Source organism: Paraburkholderia phytofirmans, assembly GCF_046028095.1.
Classification (GTDB): domain Bacteria; phylum Pseudomonadota; class Gammaproteobacteria; order Burkholderiales; family Burkholderiaceae; genus Paraburkholderia; species Paraburkholderia phytofirmans_A.
Map to the genome: position 1 here is coordinate 531,925 of NZ_JAQQDJ010000005.1, position 14,720 is coordinate 546,644.

The following is a 14,720-nucleotide window of genomic DNA, read 5'->3' on the forward strand; positions in this document are numbered from 1 at the left end:
GCCGCTCGTCACCAGGCGGACCAAATCGGACGAGTTTCATCGTGATGTTTCCAGCCTATACCGACATGTCACGCCGTAGCGGCGTTCATGACCGTTGAAAGTGCCGACAGTGCGGGTCCGAGACGCGCAGGCGGCAGGTAGCCAAAGCCCAGCCGGAATACACGGCTGCTTTCGCCAAACCATGCGCCGGATGCCAGCTGCAAATCATGACCCGGTAGCAGGTCCCAGAAACGCGCGACAGCAATGTCGTCGAATGCGTCGGCGCGCAGGCGCAGGCAGCACAACGCGCCGGCGTCAGGACGCACCCACTCGATGCGCTCGTGCTCGCTCTCGCGCCAAAGCGCGAGCTCCTCAAGCGCAGCGGCGAGCAAGCGGCGTCGCGGTGCGAGCACGCCTTCCCTGTTGCGCAAAAGCGCCGTGGCGAGCGTCTCGTCGAGTACCGAACCGGAAATTACAGTGTTCATTTTGGCGACGGCCAGACGCTCCCGCAGATCCGCGTTCGCCACGGTGAGCCAACCCGTGCGCAAGCCCGGCGCGCCGAGCGCCTTCGACACCGACGCGCCGGTAACGATCCGAGGATCGAGTCCCGCGAAACTCTCGAGCGCCGCATTGTCGCCATAGCTCGCCTCCCGATAGGTCTCGTCGATGAAAAGTATCGCGTCCGGAGACCGCTTTGCCATCGAGACGAGAAGCTTCTCGACGTCGGCACGTGACGTCTGGATACCCGCCGGATTCTGTGGCGAAGCGATGCTGATCAGCTTCGTTTTCGGCGACAGATTTGCGTCGATCTGGTCCAGGTCCAGTCGATAACCATGCTCGAATGACAACTTGACCTCGCGAACGCTGACGCCGGCGCCTAGAAGGCAATCCCGGCTCGGCGGAAAGCAGGGTGTCGCGAGCACAGCCTCGTCGCCCGAGCGGCACACTTCGAAAGCGAGAAGAAACAGACCGAGCGCGGTGCCTTGCGTCGTGATGATCTGCTCGGCTGGGACGTTGCAGCCCTCGGCAATTGCCTCGCGAAGCGCGACCGAACCGGCTGATGTGCCATAGCCGAGCTTCAGATTGCGGATATCCTCGAGACCCGGCAGAGACAGCAGTTCGCCGAGCGTCAGGTCCTGCGACGTGCTCTCCGCCAGGTTGAACGGCCGGTTCACATTGAGAAGTGAAATGATCTCGTTGCGAGGAAATCGCCCGCGCCACGACTGGGGATTCGATTCGCTGAGGTCAGCCTGCTGTCGTTCGTCGACGTTCCGTTGAATACCCTGCATGCTTTTGCCTTGCATTTGCCGTGAAATGTTTGTCAGACGATCCGTTGCAAGCAGCCAAGCAGCCAAACAGCCGTTCCGGCCCAGCCCGACAGCAGTTATTGCTGTGCGCAGCACTCCGGCTCCTTGAAACGCGATCGCAACACACGCATCGTAGCGCCCACCGCCCGACCATAACAGTCACAATTTTCTGCGAAATGGACCATCACAATTCCTCTTGGCGAGCCGGGGCGCCGCGTCGATAATCGTCGATTACACCGATTACAACGTTATGAGCCCTTGCATGGACCTGGACACGCCCACTCCATACCGCTACGAACGCCTGGCTGAGCTCATCGTCGGCATGATCGACAATGGCGCGCTCGCGGCGGGCACGCGTCTGCCCTCCGTGCGCGCCGTCAGCGAACAGCACAGCATCAGTATCTCCACGGTGTTACAGGCGTATCGCCTGCTCGAGGATCGCGGCATTCTGGTCGCGCGGCCGCAGTCAGGCTTTTACGTCGCGAGCTCGCGACGTGGCGCGCTCGCGTTGCCGTCGGTCTCGCGGCCGCGCGCAAAAGCGTCGACCGTATCGATCAGCGGCGCCGTCGCGGGACTGCTCGAGCACGTCTCGAACCCGGCGCTGGTGCCGCTCGGCTGCGCCGTACCCGATGCGGCGTTACTGCAGTCGAAGCGGCTCGACCTCGCGCTCGCGCGTGCCGCACGTCAACACGGCACGCGCTACAACATCTATTGCGCACCGCAAGGCGACCCGCGCCTGCGCCGCGAAATCGCGAAGCGGGCAATGCACTTCGGGCACGCGCTGTCGCCCGACGACCTGCTCATCACGAACGGCTGCACCGAGGCACTAACACTCGCGCTGACCGCTGTCGCGAAGCGCGGCGATTCGATTGCGATCGAATCCCCCACTTACTTTGGCCTCCTCCATACTCTCGAAGTGCTGGGCCTGAAGGCGTTCGAGTTGCCCACCGACCCGACGCGCGGGATCGACGTCGACGCGCTCGCCCGTCTGCTCGATACGGAACCGGTGGCCGCCTGCGTGCTGTCGTCGAATTTCAATAACCCGCTAGGCTGCGCGATGGCCGAAGCCGACAAGCGCTCGCTCCTTGGGCTGCTTGCACGGCATGCCGTGCCGCTGATCGAAGACGACGTCTACGGCGACATCCACTTCGGACGCGAGCGGCCCAAGCCGTTCATTGCGCTCGACGGCGGCGCAAATACGATCTACTGCAGCTCGTTTTCGAAGAGCCTGGCACCTGGCTATCGGGTCGGCTGGATCGTGGCGGGCGCCTACGCGCAGCAGGTGATGGAACGCAAGCTGGCGTTCAGCCTCTGCTGCCCTGTCCTGCCTCAGGTCGCGCTCGCCGACTTTCTGGAGAGCGGCGCATACGACGCACACTTGCGCGGCGTGCGGCGCATCTTCGAAGAGAACCTTGGGCGCATGACGCGTGCGATCGAAACGAGTTTTCCGCCCGGTACGAAAGTAAGCCGGCCAGCGGGCGGTTTCATGCTCTGGCTGGAACTGCCGAGGCGCTTCGATTCGCGAGCGCTCTTCGACGAAGCACTCGAACAAGGCATTTGCTTCGCACCCGGTGACGTCTTTTCCGCAAGCCGACGCTTTCGCAATTGCCTGCGCTTGAGCGCCGGGCATGTCTGGAGCGACCGCATAGAGGACGGCGTCCATCGCCTCGGCCGGCTCGCACAGGCTCAGTTCGCGCGCTGAGCGACTGTGGCGCAAGTTTGCAGCCTCAGGTTGTTCGCTCGGGCACGCGATCGCGGGTAACGAGCCAGGGACTCAATTGAAGCAAAACCATCCGACATCTTCCCTGCAGTGCATTGCGTCGTGATGTTCTGCAAACCTCTGCCGCTGAGGTAATTGCTGACCGCGTAGCCCGCAACAACAGATAGCACATTCTCCAGTTGACCGCGTAGAGCCTGCAATTGTCAAAGGTGCGTCTCGCACCGCGCGTCCATGGCTGCCTCGCGAAGTAATTTCCTCGCGACTTTGCCGCCCTCCCAAGCGGGATCCACGCATTTGCAATCGCTTACTCACACTTCCTACCTCAATGGGGCCGCCACAACATCCGCGAGCACCTGGGTACAGCCGTTGCGATACCCATTGCGTCACCAACCGGAGCGTCCGCTCCGGCCGGCCACGTAATGCCAACCTTGCAGGTCTATCTATGCGACTCCTCACTTCCCAAGGCGGGCTGCCCCGCGTCTCATGGGGCTCCGTCATCGCCGGCGTCATTCTCTCGCTGATCGTTTATCTCGTCCTCAGCGTGCTCGGAGCGGCGATCGGCATGTCTGCCCTCGCCCCCCTTTCTCGCCCCAATCCGCTGCAGGGATTTGGTTTCGGCTCAGGAGCGTATCTGGTCGTGATGACGGTCGTCGCGGTTTTTATCGGCTCCTACTTCGCGGGCCGTTGCGCTCCCGTACTCGGCTGGCTTCATGGCCTGCTGGCGTGGGCGGTCATGATTCTCATGGTGGTCTATGGCGCGACATCCCTGGTCGGGACAACGGTGAGTGCCGCCGGCAGCGTTGCATCGACCGGCGCAACGGTTGGCGCAACGGCGAATCCGGCGGGCGGAAGCGGCACGATGGCAAGCTCGCTGACGCAACGGGTACAAGGCGCAATTGCCTCGGCCACCGCTGAAGCGTCGAGCCCGCAAGCCGAAGCCGACGCACGTCAGGCAGCCGATACCGCGGCACGCGCTGTAGCGCGAGCTTCATGGTTTTCGTTCGCAGCACTGGTGGTCGGCGCAATTATCTCCATCGTTTCAGGTCAGGCCGGATTTCGCCATCAGCCGCCGTTTGAAGAGGCCGGTGGCGCATCGGCCGACGACGCCCCGCCGCGCCGCAACCCGACTCGCGTCATGCCGGTCAATCACACGCCCTGATCTGGTTCGTTGAAATCCGTTGAAGGAACCCTCATGGCCGACAGCAAGGACATGTTCAATCCGCCATCAGCACCGGCCGCTGCGACGATGAACATCGCCGCGGTCGAGGAACGACTGCACGTCGATGTCGCGCAAGAGGAAGTAGCAACCGTACGCGTGCGGACAATCGTCCACAAAGAGTTGAAGGAGATACCGGTCGCCATCAGGCGTCGCATCGTCACAATTGAACGCGTGAGTGCGAACCGTATGGTCGATAACGAATTCGAGCCGCGTCAGGAAGGAAACGTCCTGGTGGTCCCGGTCTTCGAATACGTGCCCGTCACGGAGATGAGATTGATGTTGAAGGAAGAAATCCGTATCGGACTTGAAGAAGTCGAAGAAGTCAGCGTGCACGAGGCTGAAGTGCAACGGCAGGAGATCGTGGTCGAGCGGCGAACCGGAACTCACGGAGACTGGCTCGCGCAACCTGCGGCACCGTCGTCCGAAGATGGTGAGTAGTCGACGTTTTGAAGGATTTTTGAAGGATCGCAGTTAACTCCCGGCTGAAATAAAGCCACTCACATCTGGAGTAAGAAAATGGCACAGGTTCTCGTAGGCGTATTCGATTCGTTTGAACAGGCCGATGACGCGCAGTCACAACTCACGCAGACCGGAATTTCCAGAAGCAGCATGGAAGTTCACGCGACTGGTCAGACGGGCATTGCAGCGGCGGAAGACAGTCGCGTCGACGAACCGGCCGGGCACGTCGAGGAAAGCGCTTCGTACAAGATCGGGCATTTCTTCGGCAAACTTTTCGGCGGCGGAGAACAGCCTGCCGAGGTCGGCCACTATCAGGAAGCCGTACGACGCGGCGGCGCGGTCCTCACGGTGACCGTCGTCGACGAAGCACAGCTGATAGCGGTTCGCTCCGCGCTGCACGAAGCGGGTGCCGTGGATATTGAAGAACGCGTGTCGCAGTGGAAAAACTCCGGCTATCAAGGATATGACCCGACTGCGGCGCAGTACTCCGCCGAACAAACCGCAGCGGAGCGCCAGTCGTTTGCCGTGGTGCGCGAGTCGCTCGAGGTGGGCAAGCGCGAGGTGCAGACCGGTGGTGTGCGCGTCTATTCACGCGCCACCGAAACGCCCGTCAGCGAGGCGGTCACTTTGCGCGAAGAGCATGCCACGATCGAGCGTCATCCGGCGAACCGTATTGCGACGCCCGAAGACCTCAAAGCAACATCGGTAGAAGTACGGGAAACCGCCGAACACCCAGTTGTCGCGAAGACTGCTCACGTGATCGAGGAAGTGACGGTCGGCAAGGAGGCTTCGGAGCGTACCGAGACAATCAATGAAACGCTCAAAGGCACGGAAGTCGAGGTCGAGCGCGTCGAAAGCGCACCGTCCGCATTGCCTGCCGATAACGCAGGTTCGGCGCCGCTAAAGCGTCCGTGATCGCTTTCATGCGCTCCCATCGGCGGCACCTGGTTGCTGAGGGGAGCGTGTGCCCTATGCCGCGCTGATTTGAGTACGACAGAACGAATCGATGGACTCTACGCATACAGAACGAAGTAGCGGGCCCGGTTCGTGCGGTTCGTTTGGCACGCGACATAGAAGCCGGCCTGTGCACACTCTGTGCATCGCACGCTTGACGGTTTCGGTTGAATAATTTTCACGCGCAGAAAGCGCGCAATCATTCGAGGATCAGGAAATGGAAACGACGAACGGAGATAAAACAGTAGCCGAAGTTGCAAGCAATGTGCAGGCAGCGGGCAAGGATCTGCTGGATACCGCGAGCGCGCAAATTGGCGGAACCGCAAAGGAATTGAGTGGCAAAGCGCAGCAACTCTGTGCAGATTTTACGGACGTGGTACGCGAATCAACCGTGGAGAAGCCGTTTGCGGCGCTTGCGATTGCCGCCGGCGTCGGCTTTATTCTCGGAGCGTTGCATGCATCAAGTCGCTCTGTTGCCGACAACAACCGCGGCGACTGGAGAGAGCGGGATTAACGTGGCAGACGTCTCGGCCTTAACAGGACCAAACCGTTATGCACCCGATTGCACGGCTGCCCGACGGTGCTTTCGAAACGTGCCTGCTCCGAGGAGTTCGTAATGTCCGTGCGCTCAAAAATCACGAAGTGGCGAAACGTCAGCGCATTCTGCGTCGAGCGAGCTACCGACTATGGTGAACTGCTTGGGATTGAACTCGAAGAGACCCGGCAACGTCTGGTACGCGAACTAAGCGCACTCGTAGTCCTGGCCGTGGCCGCCCTCTTCACGCTGTCGTTCGTGTGTATCGCGGTCATCGCGACTGCCTGGGGCACCCCTTATTTCCTGCAAGTGGTGTGGGGCGTTGCAGGTATGTGGCTAGCGGTGTCCGTCGTCGCCCTGCTCATCGTTCGCTCGCAGAAGCCCGGACAATCGCTGCAGATACTCCAGACTGAGATTCGGAGCGATCTCGACACTCTTAGGGAAGCCCTCAAATGAAACGCGCAATCGGCAACAGGGAACAGGAGACCGCGATTCTGACGCGAATGGCGGACTCTCGCGCGGCGCTGGTCGAAGCGAACAGCGCGCCCCAGCCAATCTCCGGCTCGCGCGATCGAAACCGGCACCCTGCCGCCGGCATATTGGCCTCGCTACCAGATGCGCCACACGTCACGTTGGTCCTTGCTTTGAGCGTCGGCGCCATAGCATTCGGACCTCGGCGTCTGTTCGGCATTGCCGCCCGATCAGGGATCACGGCCTGGCTAGGCAGGACCATTCACCAGGCAATCCTCAAGGCCGCCTGAGCATCGCAGCGGCTGGTCGCGTGCGCCGACCATTCGTGGCGCCACTCCCCTCAGTTCGCCGAAGAATCTGCGACACCGCAAGATGACCGGCTTTTCCAGGATTTCGAACATGCCCGGTTCAGATACAGGCTCCAATTCTCCCCATCTCGACGACGGCGAACAGAAACAGGCAGCCCAACACGCCTCTCCTCGCGCCCTGGTGATCCACGAGGTCGTCAGAGAAGAAGGCGAGGCCGCCATGGCCCGAACGGCAGGAGCCCTGGTCATGTCCGCACTGGCGGCGGGGTTGTCGATGGGATTTTCTTTCCTGACACAGGCGGTCATTGAAAGCTCATTGCCCGACACCTCGTGGCGCTTCCTCGTCACTTCTTTCGGTTACACAGTCGGCTTTGTCATCGTCATCCTCGGCCAACAGCAGCTATTCACTGAAAGCACACTGAGCGCCGTACTGCCGGTGCTTACGCGTCGCGACATGAAAACTGTCGCAAAGACCGCCCGGCTTTGGATACTGGTGCTCTCGGCGAATGTTGGCGGCACGTTGATATTCGCTGCGATGCTCCAGATTCCGGGCGTATTTTCCGAGAATGTCGTCAAGTCGCTGGGTGCACTGGCAACGCAGCCGTATTCCGGGAGCTTTCTAGTGACGGTCGTTCGCGCGGTATTTGCCGGCTGGCTCATTGCGCTGATGGTCTGGTTACTCCCCAGTGCGCGCTCGGCCCGGCTCGTGACAATTCTGTTGATCACCTATGTGGTAGCGATCAGCAAGCTCTCACATATCATCGCCGGCTCGGTTGAGGCGAGCTACGGCGTAATGACCGGCGCAGCAAGTCTTCAGGATTATCTGCGCGGATTTTTTGCGCCTACCTTGCTTGGCAATATGATCGGCGGCATCTCGCTGGTGGCAATCATTAACCATGGCTCCATAGCTGCGGAGATAACAGCTTCGGAACCGCAGCGCCAAGGCGAGCCGGCTGCGGTCGGAGAACGGTAAAACAGGTGAACCCAATCGACACGGGCCGAATGCGCGGGGCCAATGTTCGCACTCGCCGTAATTATGGGGAAACCGCAGTGGTCCGCGCACCAGCGGCATGATTGTTGCGCCGGTTCATGAAACGCTCCGGACGTTTCCCATGCCAACCATCCTTCTAGTCGATAACGATCCAGAAATTCTGGCTGCCTTAAGCGCGGCTTTGGAATGGCGCGGATATCGGGTGCTTTTATCCAAAGACGGCAGGAGCGCGCTGGAACATGCTGGAAGAATTTTGCCGGACCTCATTGTCACGGATTGCAGCATGCCGGAGATGGATGGGGTCGAGTTGTGTCGGCGTCTTAAGCTTTACCCTGCCCTCACGGCAATACCGGTAATCATGGTTTCCGCGCAGGCGCAGCTTCGGCAAAAGCCTCCGCTCTGGGACGCTTTCTTTCTCAAGCCCGTAGATTTCGAGGCGATGGAGTCGACTGTAGGAATGTTGCTATTTTCGCGACCGTTGCGTGAAACGCTTCGCCCATTATGGTCCGACCGTGCAATGTCACGCTGGCAACCCGTGACTTCCGCAATCATTTCCTGACTCGATTCAATACGCGAATCGAACGGTGACCTGCGCGCGCCAACGGCATCTTCCGCAGGCAGGAATACTCATTGCGCTATTCACGAGCCAGCCTCATGCATGCAGCCGTATGCGAGCGCTGGCGTGCGAATCTAACGGGAGCTTCCAATGAGAGCATTACGCTGGCACGGCAAACATGACATCCGCTGCGACACGGTCCCAGACCCAATCATCGAAGATGGGCGCGACGCGATCATCAAGGTCTCCACTTGCGCCATCTGCGGTTCAGATCTTCACCTCTTCGACGGCTTTATGCCGACGATGGAGAGCGGCGACATCATGGGCCACGAGTTCATGGGTGAAGTGGTCGAGGTCGGCAAGGACAATAAGGCGCTGAGCGTCGGCGACCGCGTCGTCATACCGTTCACGATCTTCTGCGGCGAATGCGATCAGTGCAAGCGGGGCAATTTCTCCGTATGCGAGCGCAGTAACCGTAACAAGGAAAAGGCAGACAAGGTATTCGGCCATACCACTGCCGGCCTATTCGGCTATTCACATCTGACCGGAGGCTACCCCGGCGGGCAGGCGGAATATGTACGGGTGCCGATGGCAGACACCACGCACGTCAAGATCCCCGATGGCCTGACTGACGAACAGGTGCTCTTCCTGGGCGACATCTTCCCAACCGGATGGCAGGCCGCGGTGAACTGCGATATCCAACCCGAGGACACTGTCGCGATCTGGGGCGCCGGGCCCGTGGGTCAAATGGCGATCCGCAGCGCGGTGCTTCTGGGCGCACGACAGGTCGTTGTGATCGACCGCGTGCCGGAGCGGCTTGCGATGGCCCGGGAGGGTGGTGCAATCACGATCAACTTCGACGAAGAGAGCGTGCTCGATCGGCTCAAAGAACTCACGAATGGCAAAGGCCCGGAAAAATGCATTGACGCAGTCGGCATGGAGTCTCATGCAACCCGCTCCGTCGACGCTATGTACGACCGCGTCAAGCAAGCCGTCATGCTGGAGACCGATCGTCCGCACGTCCTGCGCGAGATGATCTACGTGTGTCGTCCGGCGGGCATATTATCTGTGCCGGGCGTATATGGCGGCCTCATCGACAAGATCCCGTTCGGCGCGTCCATGAACAAGGGGCTTACCTGGAAGATGGGTCAAACGCACGTCAACCGCTGGACAGACGATCTCTTGAATCGTATTCAGGAAGGACAGATCGACCCATCCTTCGTGATCACCCACACGGTCTCGCTCGAAGAAGGACCCGCCATGTACAAGACGTTTCGGGACAAGGAAGACGGCTGCATCAAGGTGGTACTGAAGCCGTGAGACGGCGGCCGCTGCGTGTACATGATGTACATGTGACGGGCACTGAGTCGTTCGTGCCTGAGGCATTCAGCTGGCGGCCGCCCCTGTCTTGTCAGCTGCTCCATCCGCGTCGGCATGGCGGCGTGGGTCGTCAATGCCATCCTTGCGCCGATCAGATGATCAAGACACTCCGTTGAGAGGTCACGGCCATCGCGCGCGACGTAACCCGAGCCTGCTTTCCAAAGAACACGTCTGGACGTGCCAGACGATACGGCCAATTAGCGAATGGAAACGGCTAACTCTCACCGCCGCCGTGTCAGGTTTTGAGGGGACAACTTCATACCTCTAAAGCGATGCGTCTTTGGCGAAATCGTCCGTGGTCTCCATCTGCAAACTCACTGCCCGCAGCGTGGCGCCGAACCCACTGGGTGCCCGCGAGTCCAGGCGAGCACTTGTAATTACCCGTGTTGCGGCGCTCCACACGATAGATACGTTCGCAACGATCAACGCTTCGACAAACGCCACGTCTTCGTTCGATACGAGCGGTCTGAATCCCCCCGCCGCGTGATAAGCCACAGCCGACACGCCCAGGTTCGCGCCATGGATATGGCCGTGGCCGTCCCGATCCCGGTAAGTACTAGTGAAGTCGTGCTGTACCGCGGCGCAGTGCCCTGCCCAGTTCTCGATGCTGATGACACCGCACACGGCGTCGGCGCGGCAGTTTAGTTGCTGCACCAGCCAGTCCTCGGCGACAGTCGTGTCGGCATCGCTGAAAGCGAGCCACCGTGCGCCCTGCGCCAGCGCAGCCTGCGCACCCGTCGCGCGAGCCGCTCCAACATTGCGCATTTCAACCGGGATGATCTGGGCGCCAAGCGACCTGGCGATAGCGCCAGTTTCGTCGCTACACGAGTCAAGGACGACAAAGATCTGAACCTGCTCGCCTCCAAGACCGGGATGACGGGCAGCGAGAACGATTGACGTGACGCACGCGCTAATGAAATGGGCCTCGTTATGGGCAGGAATGACAACCCCTATCATGGGATCCTCCGTTGTTTTACTGGCGGCGGCCGTCACAGGCTGAGCCGCGACACATTCTTTGAGGAGGCGACCGAGGGATAGCGTCTGCGGGAATTTCCCGGCGCAACGTTTGCCATGCGAGTTGGACGGTATCGGCCGTCCAAGGCATTCATTGCCCGTCCCGTGTAAGTCAGAGCATTCGGCGTGCCCGTGCACCTTCGCACGGTACGCAATCCACCAGTTCTAACGTTAAACCATCGAACACGCGCAGCATCATCTCCGGGCAGTGTCGGGAACAAACGTTGCGTAATCGACCAGGCGGTGCGGCGATTCGAGTGATGATTGACGCACGCTTTCGAAGTTCATTTGGTCAACCAGTGTTGAACCACTCATCCTTGTTGTTCTCTCGCCCGCGAGAGCTCGCCTTCCCCTTCTCGGGAGCTTTCCATGAATAACGGCATTTTGAAATATCAACCGCTCCGTGCTGGCAAATCCGGAAATGCGGATGTTTACGACTGGATGGCCCGTGCCGTCCCTGGACTCGAGAGGGTAGCGAGGTTGATATCGCGAGCAGGTAAGCCGCCGCTGGACGAACAACCGCAGGTTCTAGCTGCCATGGCGCTTTGTTCACGGTCCGTTTATGAGGCGCTATTTCTCCAGACGGAGCAACTGCACGCCGCCTTGAACGGAATGGTGGCTTGCTGGCGGCATATTGGGGAGATCGCCGCAAAAAGCGGCAATGACTATGCCTCTCTGGCGCAGGAGAATCTTCAGGGTGTTGTGGCGGCCGTCAGTGAGTTGGTCGGCGTTCAACTTGCCGACGGGGAGCGGGCTCCCACGTCCGCCTCGGCTCAGATCACTCGGCCAGGTCTCGCTAGTGGCAGGAAGGTTGTCATCCCACTGGGATCAAGTGCGTTCCTGGCCGGCAGAGTGCCACGCGGGCGTTTGCATTGAGCGTTGACCGAGCGACGTCACGCGATCTGCTGAACCCAGCGACTCCGCCAACCCGGCGCCTCGAAGGGATCCGAAAAATACTGGGTCTCGTGAATCACCTTGTCGTTGCAGAACTCCATGATACTTACCGTGTAAGCCGTTCGCCCCTCATAATTGATGGTGTACTCCGTGACCCAGAGATTACCTTCTCCCTGAATTCGCCTGACATTGAAACCTGATGGCTTATCTGGATGATGACTCCGCAGCGCCTGCAAATTGCTCCGCCCTATAATTCGCTCCCCTGATTGGGGATAGTCACAGATGGCATCATCGTCGTAAATATCGTGTTCCGTGTCGAGATCGCCGACCGCCGACGCGTGCCAGTGCGCGTTCAGGGCTTCACGTATCTTGTCTTCCTGCATGGCTTCCCTCCGGATACCGTTCACGTCTATCTATTGCGGACGCCGCGGAATAAACCCGGGGCTACCCGTCTTGACGACTTCGTTGTACCTCTGCCTCGTCTCAATCCGGTTGATCTCGTCGAACGCCTCTGCGGGAAGCGCGGCGATATCGAAATTCTCTCGCGCGCGAACCACCGTCCTGGGGGTGGTGAGCAATGCTCCGCCACGCTGGATCGCCCAGGCGAGCAGTACCTGTGCCGGCGTCTTTTCAATTCGTTCGGCAATCTGCAGGATGACCGGATCCTCAAGCGGCCCCGGCCTGATTCCGTGACCCAATGGCGCAAAGGCCAGAAACACGATCCCCTTCTCCTTGCAGAATTCCAGAAGCTCCGTTTCCGGAAGATACGGATGTGCTTCGACCTGCACCACTGCCGGCTTGATTCGTGCCGATTCATAGAGAGGCCGCAATTCGTCCAGGCCGATGTCCGACAGTCCGATAGCCCGGCATCTTCCATGATCGACGAGATCTTCCATCGCGCTCCACGTGTCTAGCAAGGTCACGCCTTTATCGTAGATGACATCGCCGTTTTCGTCGCGCGGGTCCTGCTCATCGCCTGGCTTAAACGCGAACGGCGTATGTATCAGATAGAGATCGAGGCAGTCGAGTCCGAGTCTTTTAAGGCTTGCATCGAACGCCGGTTCGACACGTTCGCGCCGATGATTGGAATTCCACAATTTTGTCGTCACGAAGATGTCTTCGCGCGCGATCCCGCCGGCAGCAAGCCCTACCCGCAAAGCGTCGCCCACCTCGCGCTCGTTTCGATATCGCTCGGCACAATCGAAGTGTCGATAGCCGGTTTCCAGTGCGTCTCTAGTAGCGCTGGTCGTCGTCGCTGCATCGGGAATCAGGGTACCGAATCCGAGCGCGGGCATGCGACCGCCTCCGTGATTAAGCGCTATCTTTCTACTCCGGAAATCGGAAGACTCAATCATGGCGACACCTCCGCACTATTTCATGCGCTGCGATGAAGGACCGACGCTTGGGTTCGCAATCGCGGCGCAAGGTCCATGAACGGAAAAACATCAATGTACCCCTGTCGGATCACGGCTTCGATAGCGATTCCTGGCTGACGAATTCGTGAACTGCTTACACTGAGTCTGCTTACTTAACGCACCGGTCCGTGTCGTGATCAAGTGTAGCAAATGAATTTCCGCGAGACAGCCGCGGATTCCGCGAAAGTACAGCATGTATTGGGTGTGAACACACCTCATGCAACAAAGCGCGCGCACTGTTCAGTGTTGGTCAACGGTTGCGTGGTCAAGGTCAGCAAGGCGTGCGTATGCCGCGCCTCGACGCTAATTTGCAATACCTGGATTCCGGAAAGATTAGCGTGGTGGCCGAAAATGCGCGGCAATTGTCCCCAAACCATCACAGCTGAAGCCTCGGTGAAAGCCCATAGAAATTAGAGTGCTCTCATTGGCGGTCAAAGGGTCGGTTGAGCGCCGCCACCGAGCCGCTGGCAATCGAATACGCGAGGAAAGGTATTCGCATGAATGCCGCCTCGCAAGGGATCATCAAGACGCCGATGCACGCGCCGGAAACTGATGACGCGCCGGACCGACGGTCTTTCTGGCTGACTTCAGCTGGACGCGATGCGCTATTGCCCTGGAGTGTCTGGAGCGTGCCAGGAAACATTGGCTCGCACCGCTATACCTTTGTCCAAGATTGTTCTGTTAGCTGAATGGAAAAAGATCATTGCCAGGCGAGTGCGTTGTCCTTGTTGCTGTGGTGACATCGGCTGGATTTGTGAATGGAATGGACCGATGTGCGGCCTTTTTGACTTCAGGAGAGCAGACCTGTCTCCTAGAATGAAATCAACTCATTTCGTGACACCAAAACGTGAGTAAACCGGCTGGAATGAGCGCAGTAAAAACCATAAGCTCATCGGATCGGGCTTCTTTCGCGGAGCATCCGGGACCTTTGCGAGCGCCGGGCGTGACAGGGAGATTTCCCGACGGAATGCCCCATTAAATACTGGTGGCTGAACGATGACGAATAGCGCCAACTCACCGATAACTGGAACAGGAGAACCGAAGCTTGCGCCATCGTCGGCGCCTGTCTCTGTACCCGCGACAGGGACCCCAGTACAGCAAACTTCCACCGAAGCGGAGCTACCACTGCGTCTCGCGATCGGCCTGCTCGGCATGTTGCTGGCGTCACTGCTGGCGATATTGAACGAACAGGTCACCGCGGTGGCGCTCGCGGATATTCGCGGCGCGTTCTCGATCGGACGTGACGACGGAACATGGCTCACCGCCCTCTTCGAGGCGACGAACGTGGCCACGATGGTATTCGCGCCGTGGTTCGGCGTGACGTTCACGCTCAAGCGCTTCACGATCGGCGCCGTGCTCGCCGTGATGGTCCTTGGATTCCTCTGCCCGTTTGCGCCTAACCTGCTGACGCTCTATGTATTGCGCGCGCTGCAGGGCGTCGCCGGCGGATGTCTGCCGCCGATGCTCATCATCGTGGCGCTGCGTTACCTGCCCCCGAAGGTCAAGTTATACGGTCTC

The 14,720-nt window shown here is 59.7% G+C and carries 16 protein-coding genes and 1 pseudogene; 13 read left to right on the forward strand and 4 right to left on the reverse strand.

The genetic code is table 11. The annotated features are described in order from the left end of the window. Window positions 1–68: 68 nt before the first annotated feature. Complete coding sequence (locus PQR54_RS18240; protein WP_408248002.1) at window positions 69–1,268, reverse strand: pyridoxal phosphate-dependent aminotransferase; 1,200 nt, start codon at window positions 1,266–1,268, stop codon at window positions 69–71. A gap of 280 nt (window positions 1,269–1,548) precedes the next feature. Between PQR54_RS18240 and PQR54_RS18245 the strand changes: the two genes are divergently transcribed. The 10 genes from PQR54_RS18245 (at window position 1,549) to PQR54_RS18290 (ending at window position 9,819) form a co-directional block, all read left to right on the forward strand. Continuing rightward, a complete protein-coding gene (locus PQR54_RS18245) occupies window positions 1,549–2,988 on the forward strand; it encodes an aminotransferase-like domain-containing protein (RefSeq protein ID WP_408248005.1) in 1,440 nt (479 codons plus the stop codon). A gap of 460 nt (window positions 2,989–3,448) precedes the next feature. After that, on the forward strand, window positions 3,449–4,165 hold the full coding sequence (locus tag PQR54_RS18250; RefSeq protein WP_408248007.1) for a YrzE family protein: 717 nt from the start codon (window positions 3,449–3,451) through the stop codon (window positions 4,163–4,165). Between the two features lie 33 nt (window positions 4,166–4,198). Further along, window positions 4,199–4,663, forward strand: a complete 465-nt coding sequence (locus tag PQR54_RS18255) for a DUF2382 domain-containing protein (protein WP_408248009.1) — start codon at window positions 4,199–4,201, stop codon at window positions 4,661–4,663. A gap of 78 nt (window positions 4,664–4,741) precedes the next feature. Continuing rightward, complete coding sequence (locus PQR54_RS18260; protein WP_408248011.1) at window positions 4,742–5,599, forward strand: YsnF/AvaK domain-containing protein; 858 nt, start codon at window positions 4,742–4,744, stop codon at window positions 5,597–5,599. A gap of 256 nt (window positions 5,600–5,855) precedes the next feature. Continuing rightward, window positions 5,856–6,152: a CsbD family protein gene (locus PQR54_RS18265; protein ID WP_408248013.1), complete on the forward strand. Its 297-nt coding sequence runs from the start codon at window positions 5,856–5,858 to the stop codon at window positions 6,150–6,152. Window positions 6,153–6,254: 102 nt separating this feature from the next. Beyond that, window positions 6,255–6,629: a phage holin family protein gene (locus tag PQR54_RS18270; RefSeq protein WP_408248014.1), complete on the forward strand. Its 375-nt coding sequence runs from the start codon at window positions 6,255–6,257 to the stop codon at window positions 6,627–6,629. After that, the gene (locus PQR54_RS18275; RefSeq protein ID WP_408248017.1) at window positions 6,626–6,934 is read left to right on the forward strand and encodes a hypothetical protein; all 309 of its coding nucleotides are present in this window, start codon (window positions 6,626–6,628) and stop codon (window positions 6,932–6,934) included. The genes PQR54_RS18270 and PQR54_RS18275 overlap by 4 nt, the downstream gene beginning before the upstream one ends. A 109-nt stretch (window positions 6,935–7,043) precedes the next feature. Further along, a complete protein-coding gene (locus PQR54_RS18280) occupies window positions 7,044–7,925 on the forward strand; it encodes a formate/nitrite transporter family protein (RefSeq protein ID WP_408248020.1) in 882 nt (293 codons plus the stop codon). Between the two features lie 139 nt (window positions 7,926–8,064). Beyond that, on the forward strand, window positions 8,065–8,502 hold the full coding sequence (locus PQR54_RS18285; RefSeq protein WP_408248023.1) for a response regulator: 438 nt from the start codon (window positions 8,065–8,067) through the stop codon (window positions 8,500–8,502). 147 nt (window positions 8,503–8,649) lie between these two features. Further along, window positions 8,650–9,819, forward strand: coding sequence for a zinc-dependent alcohol dehydrogenase (locus tag PQR54_RS18290; protein ID WP_408248026.1), 1,170 nt, complete (start codon window positions 8,650–8,652; stop codon window positions 9,817–9,819). A 324-nt stretch (window positions 9,820–10,143) separates the two neighbouring features. Here PQR54_RS18290 and PQR54_RS18295 read toward each other — a convergent pair whose 3' ends face one another. Next, on the reverse strand, window positions 10,144–10,836 hold the full coding sequence (locus tag PQR54_RS18295; RefSeq protein WP_408248085.1) for a glycosyltransferase family 2 protein: 693 nt from the start codon (window positions 10,834–10,836) through the stop codon (window positions 10,144–10,146). A gap of 426 nt (window positions 10,837–11,262) precedes the next feature. Between PQR54_RS18295 and PQR54_RS18300 the strand changes: the two genes are divergently transcribed. Beyond that, window positions 11,263–11,769 (forward strand): phasin family protein, encoded by a 507-nt coding sequence (locus tag PQR54_RS18300; RefSeq protein ID WP_408248029.1) that lies wholly within the window; start codon window positions 11,263–11,265, stop codon window positions 11,767–11,769. Window positions 11,770–11,786: 17 nt separating this feature from the next. Here PQR54_RS18300 and PQR54_RS18305 read toward each other — a convergent pair whose 3' ends face one another. Both PQR54_RS18305 and PQR54_RS18310 read right to left on the reverse strand, forming a co-directional pair. Next, window positions 11,787–12,170, reverse strand: a complete 384-nt coding sequence (locus tag PQR54_RS18305; protein WP_408248032.1) for a nuclear transport factor 2 family protein — start codon at window positions 12,168–12,170, stop codon at window positions 11,787–11,789. Between the two features lie 30 nt (window positions 12,171–12,200). Further along, on the reverse strand, window positions 12,201–13,142 hold the full coding sequence (locus PQR54_RS18310) for an aldo/keto reductase (protein WP_408248035.1): 942 nt from the start codon (window positions 13,140–13,142) through the stop codon (window positions 12,201–12,203). Window positions 13,143–13,633: 491 nt separating this feature from the next. Here PQR54_RS18310 and PQR54_RS18315 point away from each other — a divergent pair. Both PQR54_RS18315 and PQR54_RS18320 read left to right on the forward strand, forming a co-directional pair. Next, a pseudogene (locus PQR54_RS18315) lies at window positions 13,634–13,762 on the forward strand (SDR family oxidoreductase); the annotation flags it as partial. 436 nt (window positions 13,763–14,198) lie between these two features. Continuing rightward, on the forward strand, window positions 14,199–14,720 hold a 522-nt coding region (locus PQR54_RS18320), incomplete at its 3' end, for an MFS transporter (RefSeq protein ID WP_408248038.1).

Coding starts and splice junctions, on each gene's coding strand:
- PQR54_RS18240 (WP_408248002.1), bottom strand. CDS start 1,268: ATGCAGGGTATTCAACGGAACGTCGACGAACGACAGCAGGCTGACCTC.
- PQR54_RS18245 (WP_408248005.1), top strand. CDS start 1,549: ATGGACCTGGACACGCCCACTCCATACCGCTACGAACGCCTGGCTGAG.
- PQR54_RS18250 (WP_408248007.1), top strand. CDS start 3,449: ATGCGACTCCTCACTTCCCAAGGCGGGCTGCCCCGCGTCTCATGGGGC.
- PQR54_RS18255 (WP_408248009.1), top strand. CDS start 4,199: ATGGCCGACAGCAAGGACATGTTCAATCCGCCATCAGCACCGGCCGCT.
- PQR54_RS18260 (WP_408248011.1), top strand. CDS start 4,742: ATGGCACAGGTTCTCGTAGGCGTATTCGATTCGTTTGAACAGGCCGAT.
- PQR54_RS18265 (WP_408248013.1), top strand. CDS start 5,856: ATGGAAACGACGAACGGAGATAAAACAGTAGCCGAAGTTGCAAGCAAT.
- PQR54_RS18270 (WP_408248014.1), top strand. CDS start 6,255: ATGTCCGTGCGCTCAAAAATCACGAAGTGGCGAAACGTCAGCGCATTC.
- PQR54_RS18275 (WP_408248017.1), top strand. CDS start 6,626: ATGAAACGCGCAATCGGCAACAGGGAACAGGAGACCGCGATTCTGACG.
- PQR54_RS18280 (WP_408248020.1), top strand. CDS start 7,044: ATGCCCGGTTCAGATACAGGCTCCAATTCTCCCCATCTCGACGACGGC.
- PQR54_RS18285 (WP_408248023.1), top strand. CDS start 8,065: ATGCCAACCATCCTTCTAGTCGATAACGATCCAGAAATTCTGGCTGCC.
- PQR54_RS18290 (WP_408248026.1), top strand. CDS start 8,650: ATGAGAGCATTACGCTGGCACGGCAAACATGACATCCGCTGCGACACG.
- PQR54_RS18295 (WP_408248085.1), bottom strand. CDS start 10,836: ATGATAGGGGTTGTCATTCCTGCCCATAACGAGGCCCATTTCATTAGC.
- PQR54_RS18300 (WP_408248029.1), top strand. CDS start 11,263: ATGAATAACGGCATTTTGAAATATCAACCGCTCCGTGCTGGCAAATCC.
- PQR54_RS18305 (WP_408248032.1), bottom strand. CDS start 12,170: ATGCAGGAAGACAAGATACGTGAAGCCCTGAACGCGCACTGGCACGCG.
- PQR54_RS18310 (WP_408248035.1), bottom strand. CDS start 13,142: ATGATTGAGTCTTCCGATTTCCGGAGTAGAAAGATAGCGCTTAATCAC.